The organism is Streptomyces sp. 13-12-16 (assembly GCF_002114215.1).
GTDB lineage: Bacteria > Actinomycetota > Actinomycetes > Streptomycetales > Streptomycetaceae > Streptomyces.
On sequence record NZ_NCTE01001420.1, the window covers coordinates 1 to 13,458 of the forward strand.

General features: G+C 68.7%; 9 protein-coding genes and 1 pseudogene. 4 read left to right on the plus strand and 6 right to left on the minus strand.

Features of this window, described 5'->3' with window-relative positions; translation table 11 throughout:
* Both B7767_RS47080 and B7767_RS41900 read left to right on the plus strand, forming a co-directional pair.
* Positions 1-403 (plus strand): hypothetical protein (locus B7767_RS47080; RefSeq protein WP_179167547.1); only part of this gene is annotated, 403 nt, incomplete at its 5' end.
* A 174-nt stretch (positions 404-577) separates the two neighbouring features.
* On the plus strand, positions 578-2,911 hold the full coding sequence (locus tag B7767_RS41900; RefSeq protein WP_085576404.1) for a WD40 repeat domain-containing protein: 2,334 nt from the start codon (positions 578-580) through the stop codon (positions 2,909-2,911).
* A 55-nt stretch (positions 2,912-2,966) separates the two neighbouring features.
* Here the strand turns inward: B7767_RS41900 and B7767_RS41905 are convergent, their stop codons facing one another.
* Positions 2,967-4,508 carry a protein kinase gene (locus B7767_RS41905; protein WP_373408287.1) on the minus strand — a complete coding sequence of 514 codons (1,542 nt, stop codon included), beginning with the start codon at positions 4,506-4,508 and terminating at the stop codon, positions 2,967-2,969.
* A 179-nt stretch (positions 4,509-4,687) separates the two neighbouring features.
* Complete coding sequence (locus B7767_RS41910; RefSeq protein WP_256923777.1) at positions 4,688-5,131, minus strand: ATP-binding protein; 444 nt, start codon at positions 5,129-5,131, stop codon at positions 4,688-4,690.
* A gap of 120 nt (positions 5,132-5,251) precedes the next feature.
* On the opposite strand from B7767_RS41910, the gene B7767_RS41915 reads away from it, so the two are divergent.
* Together B7767_RS41915 and B7767_RS41920 are read left to right on the plus strand one after the other, a co-directional pair.
* Complete coding sequence (locus B7767_RS41915; protein WP_085576406.1) at positions 5,252-6,106, plus strand: helix-turn-helix transcriptional regulator; 855 nt, start codon at positions 5,252-5,254, stop codon at positions 6,104-6,106.
* Positions 6,103-6,306: a DUF397 domain-containing protein gene (locus tag B7767_RS41920; protein ID WP_085576407.1), complete on the plus strand. Its 204-nt coding sequence runs from the start codon at positions 6,103-6,105 to the stop codon at positions 6,304-6,306. The genes B7767_RS41915 and B7767_RS41920 overlap by 4 nt, the downstream gene beginning before the upstream one ends.
* A 43-nt stretch (positions 6,307-6,349) precedes the next feature.
* On the opposite strand, the gene B7767_RS41925 is transcribed toward B7767_RS41920, so the two are convergent.
* From B7767_RS41925 to B7767_RS41940, 4 genes and pseudogenes are all read right to left on the minus strand, one after another.
* Entirely contained in the window at positions 6,350-9,529 is a 3,180-nt protein-coding gene (locus B7767_RS41925; RefSeq protein WP_085576408.1) for a type I restriction endonuclease subunit R, read from the minus strand.
* The gene (locus B7767_RS41930) at positions 9,526-10,806 is read right to left on the minus strand and encodes a restriction endonuclease subunit S (protein ID WP_085576409.1); all 1,281 of its coding nucleotides are present in this window, start codon (positions 10,804-10,806) and stop codon (positions 9,526-9,528) included. The genes B7767_RS41925 and B7767_RS41930 overlap by 4 nt, the downstream gene beginning before the upstream one ends.
* The gene (locus tag B7767_RS41935; protein ID WP_085576410.1) at positions 10,803-12,794 is read right to left on the minus strand and encodes a class I SAM-dependent DNA methyltransferase; all 1,992 of its coding nucleotides are present in this window, start codon (positions 12,792-12,794) and stop codon (positions 10,803-10,805) included. Before B7767_RS41935 ends, B7767_RS41930 begins: the two co-directional genes overlap by 4 nt.
* A gap of 107 nt (positions 12,795-12,901) precedes the next feature.
* Positions 12,902-13,458, minus strand: a pseudogene (locus tag B7767_RS41940) (SAM-dependent methyltransferase); the annotation flags it as partial.

The following is a 13,458-nucleotide window of genomic DNA, read 5'->3' on the forward strand; positions in this document are numbered from 1 at the left end:
ACTCGCCGACGCATGGGCACAGCGGATCACCAACGCCAGCGGCGGGATCTTCCTTTACGCACGGGTCGCCACCCGCGCCCTGCTGCGCGTGCTGGCACGCTCGGGCCCGGACGAACACCCGGATCTGCACCGGCTGTTGGCCGGAAACCTGACAGCCGTCCTGGACGAGGAGTTCGAGCGCTCTCCCGACCCGGAACGACTGCGTGACCTCCTGCGCCCGCTCGCCTGGGCGGAGGGCGCCGGGATGCCGCGCCGGGATCTGTGGCCGAAGGTCGCCGAGGCACTGTCCGACCGGGGCGCGCGCTACGGGGACGAGGACATCGCCTGGGTGCTTGAGCACGCCGGGTTCCACGTGGTGGAGTCCGGCGAGTCGGGCCAGACCGTGTACCGCCTCTACCACTAGGCGCTCATCGACCACGTCCGCCGCACCTCACCCTGGGACGCGCACGCCAGGATCACCCGGGCCCTGCTGGCCACACTCCCCGGACGTGGGCCGGCCGTCTGGGAGTCCGCCCACCCCTACCTGCGCAGACACCTCCCGGCGCACGCGCTCGCGGCGCGCCGGCTGCCGGAGGTGATGCGCGATCCCGGCTTCCTCGTCTGCGCCGACCCCACACGCATGGCCGCGGCCGTCCGGGTCCTGCCCGAACGGTTCACCCTGCCCGTGGCCCGGCTGTACCTCCGGGCCGCGCACCGTTTCCACCCGCTGTCACCGCGGGGCCGGATGCGCGTGCTGCTGATGACGGCCATGTTCGAGGAGCCCGCCCTCATCGGCTGGCTACGGGGCCACACCACCGTGCGGGCGACGCTGGAGGGCGCCTCCACGGCCCCCGACGACTTCAGCGTGGTGCTGCACGGCCATGCGGGCCCGGTGCTGGCCCTCCATACGCTCACCACCGCCGACGGGCGAGCCGTGGTCGCCTCGGCCGGCGGGGACGGGACGGTACGGCTGTGGGAGCCGGACACGGGTGAGACGAGGATGGTGCTGACCGGTCCACGGGAGACCGTGACGGCACTGACCGGGCTCACCGGTTCCGACGGACGTCCGCTCCTGGTCGCGGCGGCCGGTCGCGACCTGTACGTGTGGGACGTGGACGGCGGCAGCGGGACCCCCTTCGTCCTGAGCGGCCACGCGGACACGGTGCTGTGCCTCACCGCGTTCGACGGCGGGCCGAGCCCCGTGCTGGTCTCCGCGGGCGAGGACCGGTCCGTACGGCTGTGGCGCACCGACGACTGGAGTGCGACCGCGACCGTGCTGACGGGACACGTGGGACGCGTGACCGCCGTGGCCGCGGTACCCCTGGCCGACGGACGCCGGTTCCTGCTGTCGGCCGGCGCCGACTGCTCCGTCCGCCGCTGGGACCTGGACGGGCCGCGGGGACCGGAGGCCGCCGGTGTACTGCGCGGCCACACCGGCACCGTCCACGCGCTCGCGTCCCTGGGCACATCGGACGAGGGGACGTTCGCCGCTTCCGGCGGGGACGACGGCACGGTGCGGCTGTGGGACGTGGACCGGCTCGCCCCCCGACGGGTGCTTCCCGGCAAGGTGCGTGGAGTGCGGGCCCTGTCGCCGTTCACCGGACCGGACGGCCGCACCCTCCTCGCGGTGGCCGGGGGAGGATCGCGGATCACGGTCCTCGACCCGCACACCGGCTCCGTACTGCGCGTCCTGACGAACCGCATGTCCGCCCTGCCCGAGGAGCCAGGTCCCCGGGGCTCCTCCGGCACCCAGGTGGTGCCGGTGGACTGGGAAGGGCAGTTGTCGGGCGGACGGCGCGACTCCCCGTACGTCGGCGGGTCGTACACGGTCACCCGGGTGCGGCCCGGCCGGGGCACCGACCTGTTCGCCTCCGCCGGGTGGGACGGCGCGGTGCGCCTGTGGACCTCCGACAGCGGCGGATCGCCTGCCCAGCCGGACTACGACAGCAGGCGGGCACGCCGTGTCGCCGCCTTCGCGCAGCAACCCGACGGCCTGCCCTGGGGCCTGGCCGTCGCGGGCGCCACGGGCGGCGCGTGGCTCGCCGACACACGGGGACGGGAAAGGGCTCGACTATGGCCGCCCCGAAGGCTGGTCGACCATGTCGCTCCGCTGGTACTGCCGGACGGACGGCCGGTCGTTGTCGTGGTCGAGCACGAGGGTCGTCGGCTGCGCCTAGTCGACGCCGGAACCCGGGAGGAGATCACCTCGGGCGACACCGTGGAGGCCTTGCGCCGGCTCGACGGGCCCGTGACCTCACTGCGGACCGCCACGGCACCCGGCTGGATGACGGCACTCGTGGTGAACTACGACAACTCCGCGCCCCAGGCGCTGCTGTGGCTGCCGGGCGACCGGACCCACGTCCTCGACGGTTTGCGGAAGGGGTCGGCCGGGCCGGACATGACCGCGGTGCCCTGCGTCCGGCCACAGGCGGGGGCGCTCCTGGCGGCGATGACCGACTACGGAGTGATCGTGCTGCACGGTTCGTCCGCCAACTGGGCGGACCGGGTGGACAAGACGACTCGCCCGCCGGTGCCCGGCCTGCCTCCCGTGGCGGTGTGCACACCCTCCGGGCACTGGCAGCTGGCGGTGCCGGTACAGGACCCGGAAGACTTCCGGACCGGGCTGGAGATCTGGGACCTGCAACGCACCGACGGCAAGGACGCCTCCCCCGAACTGAACCACGACGGTACGCCGTTCACCCACCTGACCCGGCTGCCCCGTGCCGACCAGGACCTCGTCGTGGCCACGTGCTCGGACCACACCTTGCGTGTCTGGAACCCGACCCGGCCCGCCCGCGAACCGATCACCATTCCGTTGCCGGGGCCGGCCGGCGACCTGACGACCTCCGCCCCCGACCGCGTACACGTCCTCGTGCGCGAGCACTGGTTCGTCCTGCGCCTGACCGGCCTGGGTGCCGTGCTGGCGGGATGAGGCCACCGTCGGCGGTCGGCCGACCGGCACGGACACGCCACGCTGCCCCGCCGCCTCAGGAGGGCGAGGCGGAGGGCCCGCCGTCGAGGTCCAGACGGATCACGCCCAGCGTCTCGGCCACCTCGGCGGTCAGCTCGTCGTCCGGCCCGAACACCACGCACAGGTCCGCGTGCAGCGGCTCCAGTACGTCGTACGCCTCCGCCGCCCGCTGCTGCGCGAGCAGGAGCATGCCGATGTCGCGGCGCAGCTCCACCGCGTTCTCGCTCACATCGCCGTCGACGGCACGTACGGCGTCCAGTACGCCGTTCAGCCCGGCCAACGCCTCGGTCACCTGGCCGAGTTCACCACGACAGCGGGCCGCCTGGGCGCGGCTGTCCAGGGCTTCTTCGCTGCTCGGACCGCTCACGCGCGCGTAGGCGTCGGCGAGCGCCTCGAACTCGGGCAGGGCGGCCCGGTGGTCACCGGCCAGCTGACGGCTCACGGCCCGGCGCATCCGCAGCCCGAGCACCGGCTTGCTGTCGGAGCCGAGCGCATGCGCGGCCGGCTCGATCATCTCGCCCACCACCTCGGCGGCCTGCGCGTACCGCTCCTCCTCCAGCAGCGCGCGGTAGTGCGCGTACACCTCGCGGATCTCTTCCCGCAGCGCCTCCCGCTCGGCCGCGGGAACGGCGGGCGGTGCGTCCGGGGCCGCTGCGGGCCGGGCGTTTGAGGTACCCGCACGCGCGCGGGGTGCGTACGGACGGCGGAAGATCCCGGTCGGGTCGGGCGCCCCGGACGGGCCCGCCTCCGATGGGCCGGACTCCTCACCGGGCGCCGGCAGGAACGGCCGCAGCCGCTCGTACACCTCCTGCACATCCGCCGGACGCGCCTCGGGCGCCTTGCGGAGCAGGTGCAGGACGAGTTCCTCCAGCGCCTCCGGCACGTCGGCGCGCACCTGCCGCAACGGTGTCGGGGCCGCGTTGACGTGTTGCATCATCAGCTGCCACTCGCTGTCCCCGGCGAACAGCGGCCGCCCGCAGAGCAGTTCGTGCAGGACGCACCCGAGCGCGTACAGGTCGGTGCGTGGTGTGACGCGGGCGCCGCGCACCTGCTCCGGTGTCATGTACTGGTGCGTCCCGATCGGGCTGCCCGTCGCGGTCAGCTTGGTGACGTCCGTCCGCAGGATCGCCGCGATGCCGAAGTCCAGCACCTTCACCGTGCCGTCGCGGGCGACGAGGATGTTGCTCGGCTTCAGGTCACGGTGGACGACGGGAACGTCGTGCGCGTACGACAGCACGGTCGCCACTTGCGCCGCCACGGACACCGCCCAGCTGAGGGGGAGGGGCGGCCGCTGGTCGGGGCGCACGTAGGCGGTCAGGGGGGCGCCGTCGACCAGCTCCATGACGAGGAACAGTTGCTCGTACGACTCGTCCAGCACCGCGTCGTACACCTGCGGCACGCCCGGGTGCTGGATCCGCGCGGTGACGCGAGCCTCGCGCCGGAAGCGCTTCTCGAACTCCTCCGCCACGTGCGGGGACGTCACGGCCTGCGGCCGGATCAGCTTCACGGCCACCGGCCGGTCCAGTACGGCGTCGTAGCCGCGCCAGACGTCACCCATGCCGCCGTTGTTGAACTGCTCCAGCAGTTCGTAGCGTTCCGCGATCCGTCGTACGTCCGGCACCTGGTCCCGCCCCCGCTCCCGTGCAGTGCCCGAAGAGTCTGTGATGTGTCGGGGATCAGTCTTCCGGGCGGGGGCGTGTGCGTCCAACCAGGGCGGGAGCTGGTTGTGTGATCAGGTCAGGCGGGGTACGCGGTGCACTCCGCCCAGACGGTCTTGCCGGGCCCGCCTCCGTCGCGGGGCGAGCAGCCCCAGCGGTCGGCGAGTGCGGCGACGAGCAGCAGGCCGTGTCCGCTCTCGCTGTCCTGCGAGGGGGTGGCGGGGAGGCGGGGGAGGGTTTCGCCCCGGGTGTCGGTGACTTCGATCCGTACGGTGCGGGTGGCCGGGTCGGCGGTCAGGCGTACGTGGAAGTCCCGGCCCGCGACGTGCCCGTGCTGGACGGCGTTGGCGCACAGCTCCGCGGCCACGAGCGTGACGGTGTCGTGCGCGTCGCTGTCGTACGGGACGCCCCAGGCGTCGAGGCAGTGCTCGCACATGCGCCGGGCGAGCCGGGCACCGCGCGGGGTGGAGCTGAAGCGCATCGTGAACTGGTGCACCGTATGGGGTGATCGTGTTGCGGTCATGCACTCACGGTGGCGTGTCGTGGCCTAGCGTGACCAGTGGTGACGCGCCGCTTACGGGCCTTCGTACGGGGTGGGCGCGGGCGCTGTACGGGACGGTACGGGGGGAGAGGCGGCAGGGCGATGACCGAGGTGCGGGACGAGGAGACGGTACGGCAGCAGCGGCGGCCGGAGGACGAGCCGGGGACGGGTGTCGTGACCGCGTTCGGGCGGCAGTTGAAGCTGCTGCGGACGAGGGCAGGGCTGGAGCGGGCGGAGTTCGGGAAGAGGGTGGGGTACTCGGGGGACACGGTGGCGTCCATTGAGCAGGGGAGGCGGATTCCGCAGGCGTCGTTCATCGACAAGGCGGATGAGGTGTTGGGGGCGGGGGGTGTGCTCCGTGCGTTGAAGGAGGAAGTGGGGCGGGCTCAGTATCCGGCCTACTTCCGGGACGCGGCTGGCTTGGAAGCGAAGGCTACGAGCTTGAACCTGTACGCGGTCTATGCAGTACCAGGCTTGTTGCAGACGGAGGACTACGCACGGGCCATCTTTCAGATGCAGCGTCCCTTGTTGTCCGATGAGGTCATCGAACAGCGCCTGGAGGCTCGCCTGGCTCGACAGGAGGTATTCAATCGGCGGCCTGCGCCACTGACCAGCTTCGTGATCGAAGAGGCGGTCCTGCGGAGGCCCCTGGGCGGTCGGCAGGTCATGCGCGGTGTCCTGGAACAGATCATGCTGACCGCTCAGTTGAGGCAGGTTGAGGTTCAGGTCATGCCGACGGAACGGGAGGACAATGCTGCCTTGGGTGGCCCCTTCACGTTGATCGACACGGACAAGGGCCAGCGCATCGCGTACGCAGAGGTACAGGACGACAGTCGCCTGTACACCGAGGTAACCAAGGTGCGTGAGTTGGAGGCTCGATATGGCATCCTCCGATCACAGGCCTTGACGCCGAGTGAGTCATTCGCCCTGATCGAGAAACTGATGGGAGAGCTATGAGCGTTCGCATAGCGCACGCCGTGCCAGAAGCCGCCTGGCGCAAGAGCAGTTACAGCACAGGTGGCGGCGGGGAGTGCCTGGAAGTCGCTACCGTTCCCGGGGCTGTACTGGTCAGGGACTCGAAGCGACCGGCCGGAGATCGACTGGCCGTCGGGGCGGAGGCCTGGACGGAGTTCGTACGGCTGGCCGTCGGACGATGAGCCCCGGGGCCCGGTGCGCACGGCGCACCGGGCCCCACTCGCGTCAGAAGTCGTCCAACCCTTCCTCCCGGCGGATCATCCGCCAGGCCGCGCGGCGGGCGCTGCGGTCGAGATTGGACTTGAAGTCCCGGTCCGTGCCGAAGTACCGCTTGCCGAGGGTGTCGATGGTGGAGACATGATCCATCATGTTCTCCTCGAACTTCTTGTCGAAGACGATCCCGAAGTTCTCCTCGTCGTTGACGACGGCGGCGGCCCGGACCTTCGGGTCCTTCTTCGTCGCGTTGAAGGCCGGGAGGACGTCCTCCTCGGTGAACTCCGTACCGAACTTGGAGTTGAACTTCTCGATCAGCTCGGACAGCAGTGACTTGTCCGCGTCCTTCGCACCGCCGGCCCCGTCGCCGAAGCCCATGAGTTCGGCGGGACCCTCGGGGTTGAGGGACACGTCGTGCTCGCCGGTCTTCTCGACGCGCAGGTGACTGAGGTCGACCTCGCCTATGTCGACTCCGCCGTCCGCGAGGCGGGGGAGTCGGTTGAGCAGGTGGCGCCCGTAGAGGTGCAGGCGCTCCAGCTCGGCGTCGCGGTACGGGACGATCTGTGCGAGGAAGCCGTACTTGCGGACGTAGTCGTTGAGGTTGGCGCGGAACGCCTCGGCCGTCTCGACGTCGTCCTCCTCCTCGCTCTCCAGGAGGGCGGTGAAGCGGGCGACGGCGGGGGAGAGGAGCCGGTACAGCTCGGCGTGCAGCTTCTCCCACTTGGACTGGACGCCGCCCGCCTTCTTCTCCGCTTCCAAGTATGCGGCGACGAACTCGTCCATGTCCTGCTCCGAGATGATCGGCGCGGACATGACGCGGCTCTGGGCCGTGTAGAGGAGGTTCGGGTCGGAGGGCAGGGTGTGCGCCTCCTCGAAGTACGGGCGGAAGGCTTCCTTGATGTCCTCGGCCTCATTGACGAAGTCCAGGACGGCGAGGTCGGCCTGGGACTTGCGTTCGGCGGTGCGGTTGAGGCGGGAGAGGGTCTGCACGGCGGCGATGCCGGTCAGCGTCTTGTTGACGTACATGGTGGTGAGGAGCGGCTGGTCGAAGCCGGTCTGGTACTTCTCGGCGACGACCAGGATCCGGTACTCCTGCTGCCCCTTGCCGCCGGCCTTCGCGGCCTTGTCGTCGGCACGGGTGTAGCCGAAGGCCTTCGGCAGCGCGGCCTCGGAGATACCGTCGTTCTCCTTGACCTCGGTGGTCTCCTCACCGTCGATGGTGAGGGAACCGGAGATCGCGACGAGCACGCCCAGGTCTGGGTACTTCGTGTCGTACGCGCGGTCGGCGATGTAACTGCGGATGGCGCGGGCCATCTGGACGGCGGAGTGACGGGAGGCCGTGACCACCATGGCCTTGGCCCGTCCACCGAGCCGGCCGCGGGTGTGGGCGAGGAAGTGCTCGACGATCACCGTGGCGTGCTGGGACACCGTGTGCTCGTGCATGAGGGCGAACCGGGCGAGCATGCTGTTCGCCTTGGAGGGGTCGACTTCCTTCTCGTCGCGGTTGAGGTTCGCGAGCTTCCAGTAGGTGTTGTAGGTGACGTAGTTGCGTAGCGGGTCGAGGATGAAGCCTTCCTCGATGGCCTGGCGCATGGAGTAGGTGTGGAAGGGACGGTAGACGGTCTTGCCGTTCTCGACACCTTCCGTGCCGAAGAGCTCGAGGGTCTTCGACTTGGGCGTGGCGGTGAAGGCGAAGTAGGAGAGGTTCGCGGCGCGGGAACGCGCGACCGCCTTCGCCTTGAGCTGGTCGTCCACGGTGACCGTGGTCGCGCCCTCGTCGTCCGAGTCGGAGTCCAGGCCGAGGTCGCGCAGGGCGGACTTCACGGCGGTGGCGGCGTCGCCGGACTGGGAGGAGTGTGCTTCGTCGACGATGATCGCGAAGCGGGTGCCCTTGATCTCGGTCGGGTTGCGCTTGATGTAGTCCAGCAGCGCCGGGAACGAGTGCAGGGTGACGGTGACGATCTTCCCGGTGTCCCGGGAGAGTGCACGGGCGAGCTGCTCGCTCTTGGCGCCGTGCTTCTCGTCGACCTTGACGACCAGGCCGTCGGTCTGGCTGAAGCTGCCGACGGTCTCCCGGAGCTGGGCGTCCAGGTTGCGCCGGTCGGTGATGACGATGACCTTGTCGAAGACGGGCTCGCCCGGCTTGATACGGCCCTCGGCGAGAGCATCGGGCCTCAGGACACTCGGATCGGTCCGGGCGTGCAGGTCGCTGAGGCGGTGGGCCAGCCAGCCGATGGTGTTCGACTTGCCGGAGCCGGCGGAGGCCATGACCAGGTAGTTCTGGCCGGCACCGTGAACGGACGCGTGGGCGGTGAGCTTGCGGACCACGTCCCACTGGTGGAAGCGCGGGAAGACCGTCTTCTTGACGATGCCGCCGGGCGTCTTCTCCTTCTGCTGGTGCACGAAGCGCTGGAGGAGATCGAGCCAGTTGTCCCGCTCCCAGACCTGTTCCCAGAGGTAGGACGTGGCGTACGTGCCGTGGGCTGTGGGAGCGGGGTTGCCGGCTCCGCCGGGCTGGCCGGGGCCGTTCGAACCGGTGTTGAAGGGAAGGAACTGGGTTTTTTTGCCGCGCAGTTGCGTGGTGACGAAGACCAGGTCCGGGTCGACGGCGAAGTTCGCGATGACCCGCCGCGCGAAGATCAACTCGGTCGGGTCCCGATCGGTCCGGTACTGCTCCTTGGCCTGCTCGACGCCCTGCCCGGTGAGCGGGTTCTTCAACTCGGCCGTGGCGACGGGGATACCGTTGAGAAACAGGGTCAGGTCGAGGCGGTGCCCCCAGTCGGCCTGCTTGGTGGCGTAGGGGAGTTCCCGGACGACGGTGAGCCGGTTGGCCCGGTAGCCGTCGAGCACGGAGTCGGCGGAGATGAGGTTGGGTTTGAAGTAGGCGACGCGGAGACGGACACCGCGATCCTTGACACCGTTCCGGAGGACGTGGAGTAGCCCGTCATCGGCGATGGCCCGGTCGAGCCGCTGGGCGAAACCGCGCTGGGCTTCGTTGGGGTTGCCGCCGTAGACGGTGAGCAGTTCGTTCCACTCGTCGGGCTGGGTTGCTCCGATGAAGGTGAACAACTCGTTGGTGTCGAGCCCGAGGTCGGCCTGGTAGTCCTCGGGATTCGCCTCCCGCCAACCGCGCTCGCAGAGGGCGGCAACGATGGCGGACCCAAAGGAGGACTCGTCGTGCACGGGGCTCATACGGTTACTCCTTCGGTTACATTGCGTCCGCTAGCGGTGGTTACGTCCAATTGGCCGGTTACGGCGGCGGTGATGAGGGCTTGGCGGCGCTCGGCGAGCAAGAGTGATTGCCTGTGAAAGGCACTGGCCAGGCTGCTGAAATTGCGTTGGGTGGCTTGAACAGTGTGTAGCAGGTCCGCTTGGTCCACTGATGACGTAGGCCAGAATAGCCGGAAGTTTGAAAGGTCTTCCATGCCCAGTGTTGGTTGAGCCGTGTCAGAGCTGGTGGCGTCCGTAGCTTGTCGCAGGAAGTCTGGTGTGGTCAGCCAGGCAGAAATGAGCTCAGCGGAAACGTTGGGCCTTGGGCGGAGCGAGGCTACCGCGCGAGCAATATTGGCACCTTCCAGATCTGGCGGGACAATGGCTGACCGACCCATAGTCCCGACAACGCTCAGGAGCACATCACCAGTCCGCGTGATGGTGCGTGCATACTGAGCTGACAGCTCTTCGGGAATCGTGCGCAGTGTCGCAGAACGGCCAGGCAGATCGAGGAGGTCATTCACTCGAATAAATCGCACACCCTCCCCCTCGATGAATTGAGGGACAAGAACGCCGTATCTAGGCCTGGAAGATAGTAGGTACTTTAGGCGGGTTGGTGCGTAGCCGTGGCGACTAAATGCTGCATTTAGGGATGATCCTCGTCGTTCCTCGATAAGTCGCAGCTGGCGGCTGCGCAAAGACGCGAGATTATCAATGCGAGCGGTCTCGGCGTCGAGGAAGCCGGCGATGCGGCGCTGCTCGTCCAACGGTGGCAGCGGGACTCTCAGTTGCTCGATGTCCGGCATGTAAATGGTCTTGTGTGTGGACCCTGTGGCAACCCGCTTGAGATCCGGGGCCATGCCTCGAAGTGCATGCAGAAGGTATCGAGGCTCCAGCCTCGGCCCGCAGGTCCACGTCGCGAAGTCCTGACTCGTGGCCATATCACGACCCATGATTGCGGAGAATCCCACGGAGGCGGTGCGCGAGAGAATCACGGTTCCCGCCGGGTGCTTGACGGCTGCCGATTTGGCCAGTCCGAGAGGGCTGACCATTTCCTTCGTCTCCGTAATGAATGTTGTCCGGCCCTCACGCAATTGCCAAACGTCGGCGAGCGTGACCCAGGGGACCGAGCAGTTCTCCCAATACTCGGGCTTGCTACGGCTGGGCGTGTGACCGGATCCTAGTCGCGCCACGAGTCGAATAGGTGCTGTAGGCCACCGCGAAGAAGAGAGCCAGGGTGCCAGGCGCGACTCCGTCATTCCGTAACCTCCCCCAACAGCCCCTGAATCTCCGCCTCCAGTGCCTTCAACTCCGCGTCGATTTCCGCCAACGGTCGAGGCGGCTCGTACACATAGAAGTGCCGAGTGAACGGAATCTCGTACCCGACCTTCGTCTTGCTGTGGTCGATCCATGCATCAGGCACGTGCGGATGAACCTCGCGCTTCAGGTACTCCTCGACGTCCTCACCCAACGGCACGTTCTCGTAGTCCCGAAGATCCCCATCCGGCTCAGGCTGCCCCTTGACGAGCTGCACCTCGCCCTCCGGATCCCGCACCCCGAGCACATCCCGCAGCGCCTTGTTGAACGGCGCCCCCGTGGGCCACGTCCCGCCGGCCTGCACCACCGCGTCCTTCAAGGCGAGCCACGCATCCTGCTTCGTACCCCAACTCGCCCCGACCAGCGACTTGCACGCATCAGTCAACGCCGAAGCATGCGGAAGCTTCTGGATCGCCTTGGACGCCTCAAGCGCCGCCAGCGTCTCCTCCGTCACCTCGAACCGCAGCTTCAGCGGACGCTCCACGGTGATCCGCTGGTACCCGAAGTCCTCGTTCGCGAAGACCTTCACCTTCCCGTGCAACGGATGCTCCGCATCCCCCGCCACGGCCAGTGCCTCGCCGTACAGCTTGACGACCTCGGCAATGTGCTCCTTGCCCAGAGCCTTCCGCTTGTCGCCCAGTGACTTCCGCATCTTCTGCCACTGGTCGCGCGCGTCCAGCAGCACGACCTTGCCCTTGTGGTCCGGGCTCTTCCTGTTCGTCAGGATCCAGAAGTACGTGGAGATCCCGGTGTTGTAGAAGAGCTGGTCCGGCAGGGCCACGATGCCCTCCAGCCAGTCGTTCTCCAGGATCCAGCGCCGGATCTCCGACTCACCCGACCCCGCCGCCCCCGTGAACAACGGCGAACCGTTGAAGACGATCGCGAGCCGCGACCCGCCCCCGCCGTTCACATCCACCGGCTTCATCTTCGAGATCATGTGCTGGAGGAACAGCAACGACCCGTCGTTGATCCGCGGCAGCCCCGCCCCGAACCGGCCGGCCTCGCCCAGCGCCTTGTGCTCGTGCTCGACCTCCTCCTTGACCTTCTTCCACTCCACACCGAACGGCGGGTTGGCCAGCATGTAGTCGAAGGTCTTGCGGGCGTGCCCGTCGTCGGAGAAGGAGTTGCCGAAGGCGATGTTCTCCGGGTCCTGCCCCTTGATCATCAGGTCGGACCGGCAGATCGCCCACGACTCGGGGTTGAGCTCCTGCCCGTACACCTCCACCGTGGCGTCCTCGTTGAACTCGGTGATGAGGTCGTCCATCGCGGAGAGCATGCCGCCCGTGCCGCAGGCCGGGTCGAGGACCGTGCGCACCGTGCCGGGAAGCTGGAGCGCGTCCCCGTCCGGCGCGACCAGCAGCCGCACCATCAGCTGGATGACCTCACGCGGCGTGAAGTGCTCACCGGCCGTCTCGTTCGACTGCTCCGCGAACCGGCGGATCAGCTCCTCGAAGATGTAGCCCATGTTGTGGTTGGGCACGACCTCGGGACGCAGGTCCAGGTCCGTGAACTTGCCGATGACCTGGTAGAGCAGCCCGGCGCTGTCCAGCCGCTTGATCTGCTGGGCGAACTCGAAGCGGTCCAGCACGCCCCGCGCGTTGTCGGAGAACGCCCCCACGTACACCTGGAGGTTCTGCGCCGCGTTCTGCGGGTCCGCGGCGATCTTCTTCAGGGTCAGGCTCGACCGGTTGTAGAACGAATGCCCCGAGGCCCGCCGCAGGAAGCGGTCCGGGTCGATCCCGCTCTCCTTGTGCTGCTCCGCGATCTCCGCGACCTTCTCGCGGGTCGGCTCCAGCACGCACTCCAGTCGCCGCAGCACCGTGAACGGCAGGATGACCTTGCCGTAGTCGGACTGCTTGTAGTCCCCCCGTAGGAGGTCGGCGACGGACCACGCGTGGTTCGCCAACTCCGTGTGCTTGCTGCTGTTCAACTGGATCCCCGGATTCCTTCCGAAATGTCCCAACCCCGCCACCCCGGAGCCGACAGGCCGACCGGGACGGTCCGACAAGTGTGGTCTATGTGTGGAGGTCTGCGTGCCTAACGGGGCGAATCGCCACCCCTGCCGCGTACCTCCGCCGCCGTCTCTCCCGACGGCAGCAACTGCCCGCCCGTGAGCCCGCCCGCCAGCAACCGTGCCGTCTCCTCCGCCAGCGAGGTCGCCCTCCGCGCCTCCGCCCGGAGCTCGTGCACGTGCCGGAACGCCTCCCCGTACCGCCGCTGCTCCTCCAGCGGCAGCAGCGGCACCCGCAGCCGGCCGGGGCTGACCGTCAGCACCGTACTGCCCGTCGACGCGCCCGCGATGTTCTCCTCCGCTCCCAGGAACCCGGCGAGGAACCAGGCGTCCAGGCGTGCCGGGTCCGGCCGGAAGAGGTGGACGTGGGAGCCGGGCAGGGCGCCGGCGTCCCCCTCTCCCGCGACCCGGGCCATGGGACCCTCCGTGTTCGCGACCGCCCGTACGAGGACGTCCCCGACGGCGATCACGGGTGCCGTGTCGTCGTACGGCCCCGTCGGCTCTCCCGTGGGGCCCGACCCGGTCGTGATGTCCGAGCCGGTGAGCACCGCCCGGGTCTCGGGCCTCCCGCCCCCGCCGGCTC

Coding starts and splice junctions, on each gene's coding strand:
- B7767_RS41900 (WP_085576404.1), top strand. CDS start 578: ATGCGCGATCCCGGCTTCCTCGTCTGCGCCGACCCCACACGCATGGCC.
- B7767_RS41905 (WP_373408287.1), bottom strand. CDS start 4,508: ATGGGTGACGTCTGGCGCGGCTACGACGCCGTACTGGACCGGCCGGTG.
- B7767_RS41910 (WP_256923777.1), bottom strand. CDS start 5,131: ATGACCGCAACACGATCACCCCATACGGTGCACCAGTTCACGATGCGC.
- B7767_RS41915 (WP_085576406.1), top strand. CDS start 5,252: ATGACCGAGGTGCGGGACGAGGAGACGGTACGGCAGCAGCGGCGGCCG.
- B7767_RS41920 (WP_085576407.1), top strand. CDS start 6,103: ATGAGCGTTCGCATAGCGCACGCCGTGCCAGAAGCCGCCTGGCGCAAG.
- B7767_RS41925 (WP_085576408.1), bottom strand. CDS start 9,529: ATGAGCCCCGTGCACGACGAGTCCTCCTTTGGGTCCGCCATCGTTGCC.
- B7767_RS41930 (WP_085576409.1), bottom strand. CDS start 10,806: ATGACGGAGTCGCGCCTGGCACCCTGGCTCTCTTCTTCGCGGTGGCCT.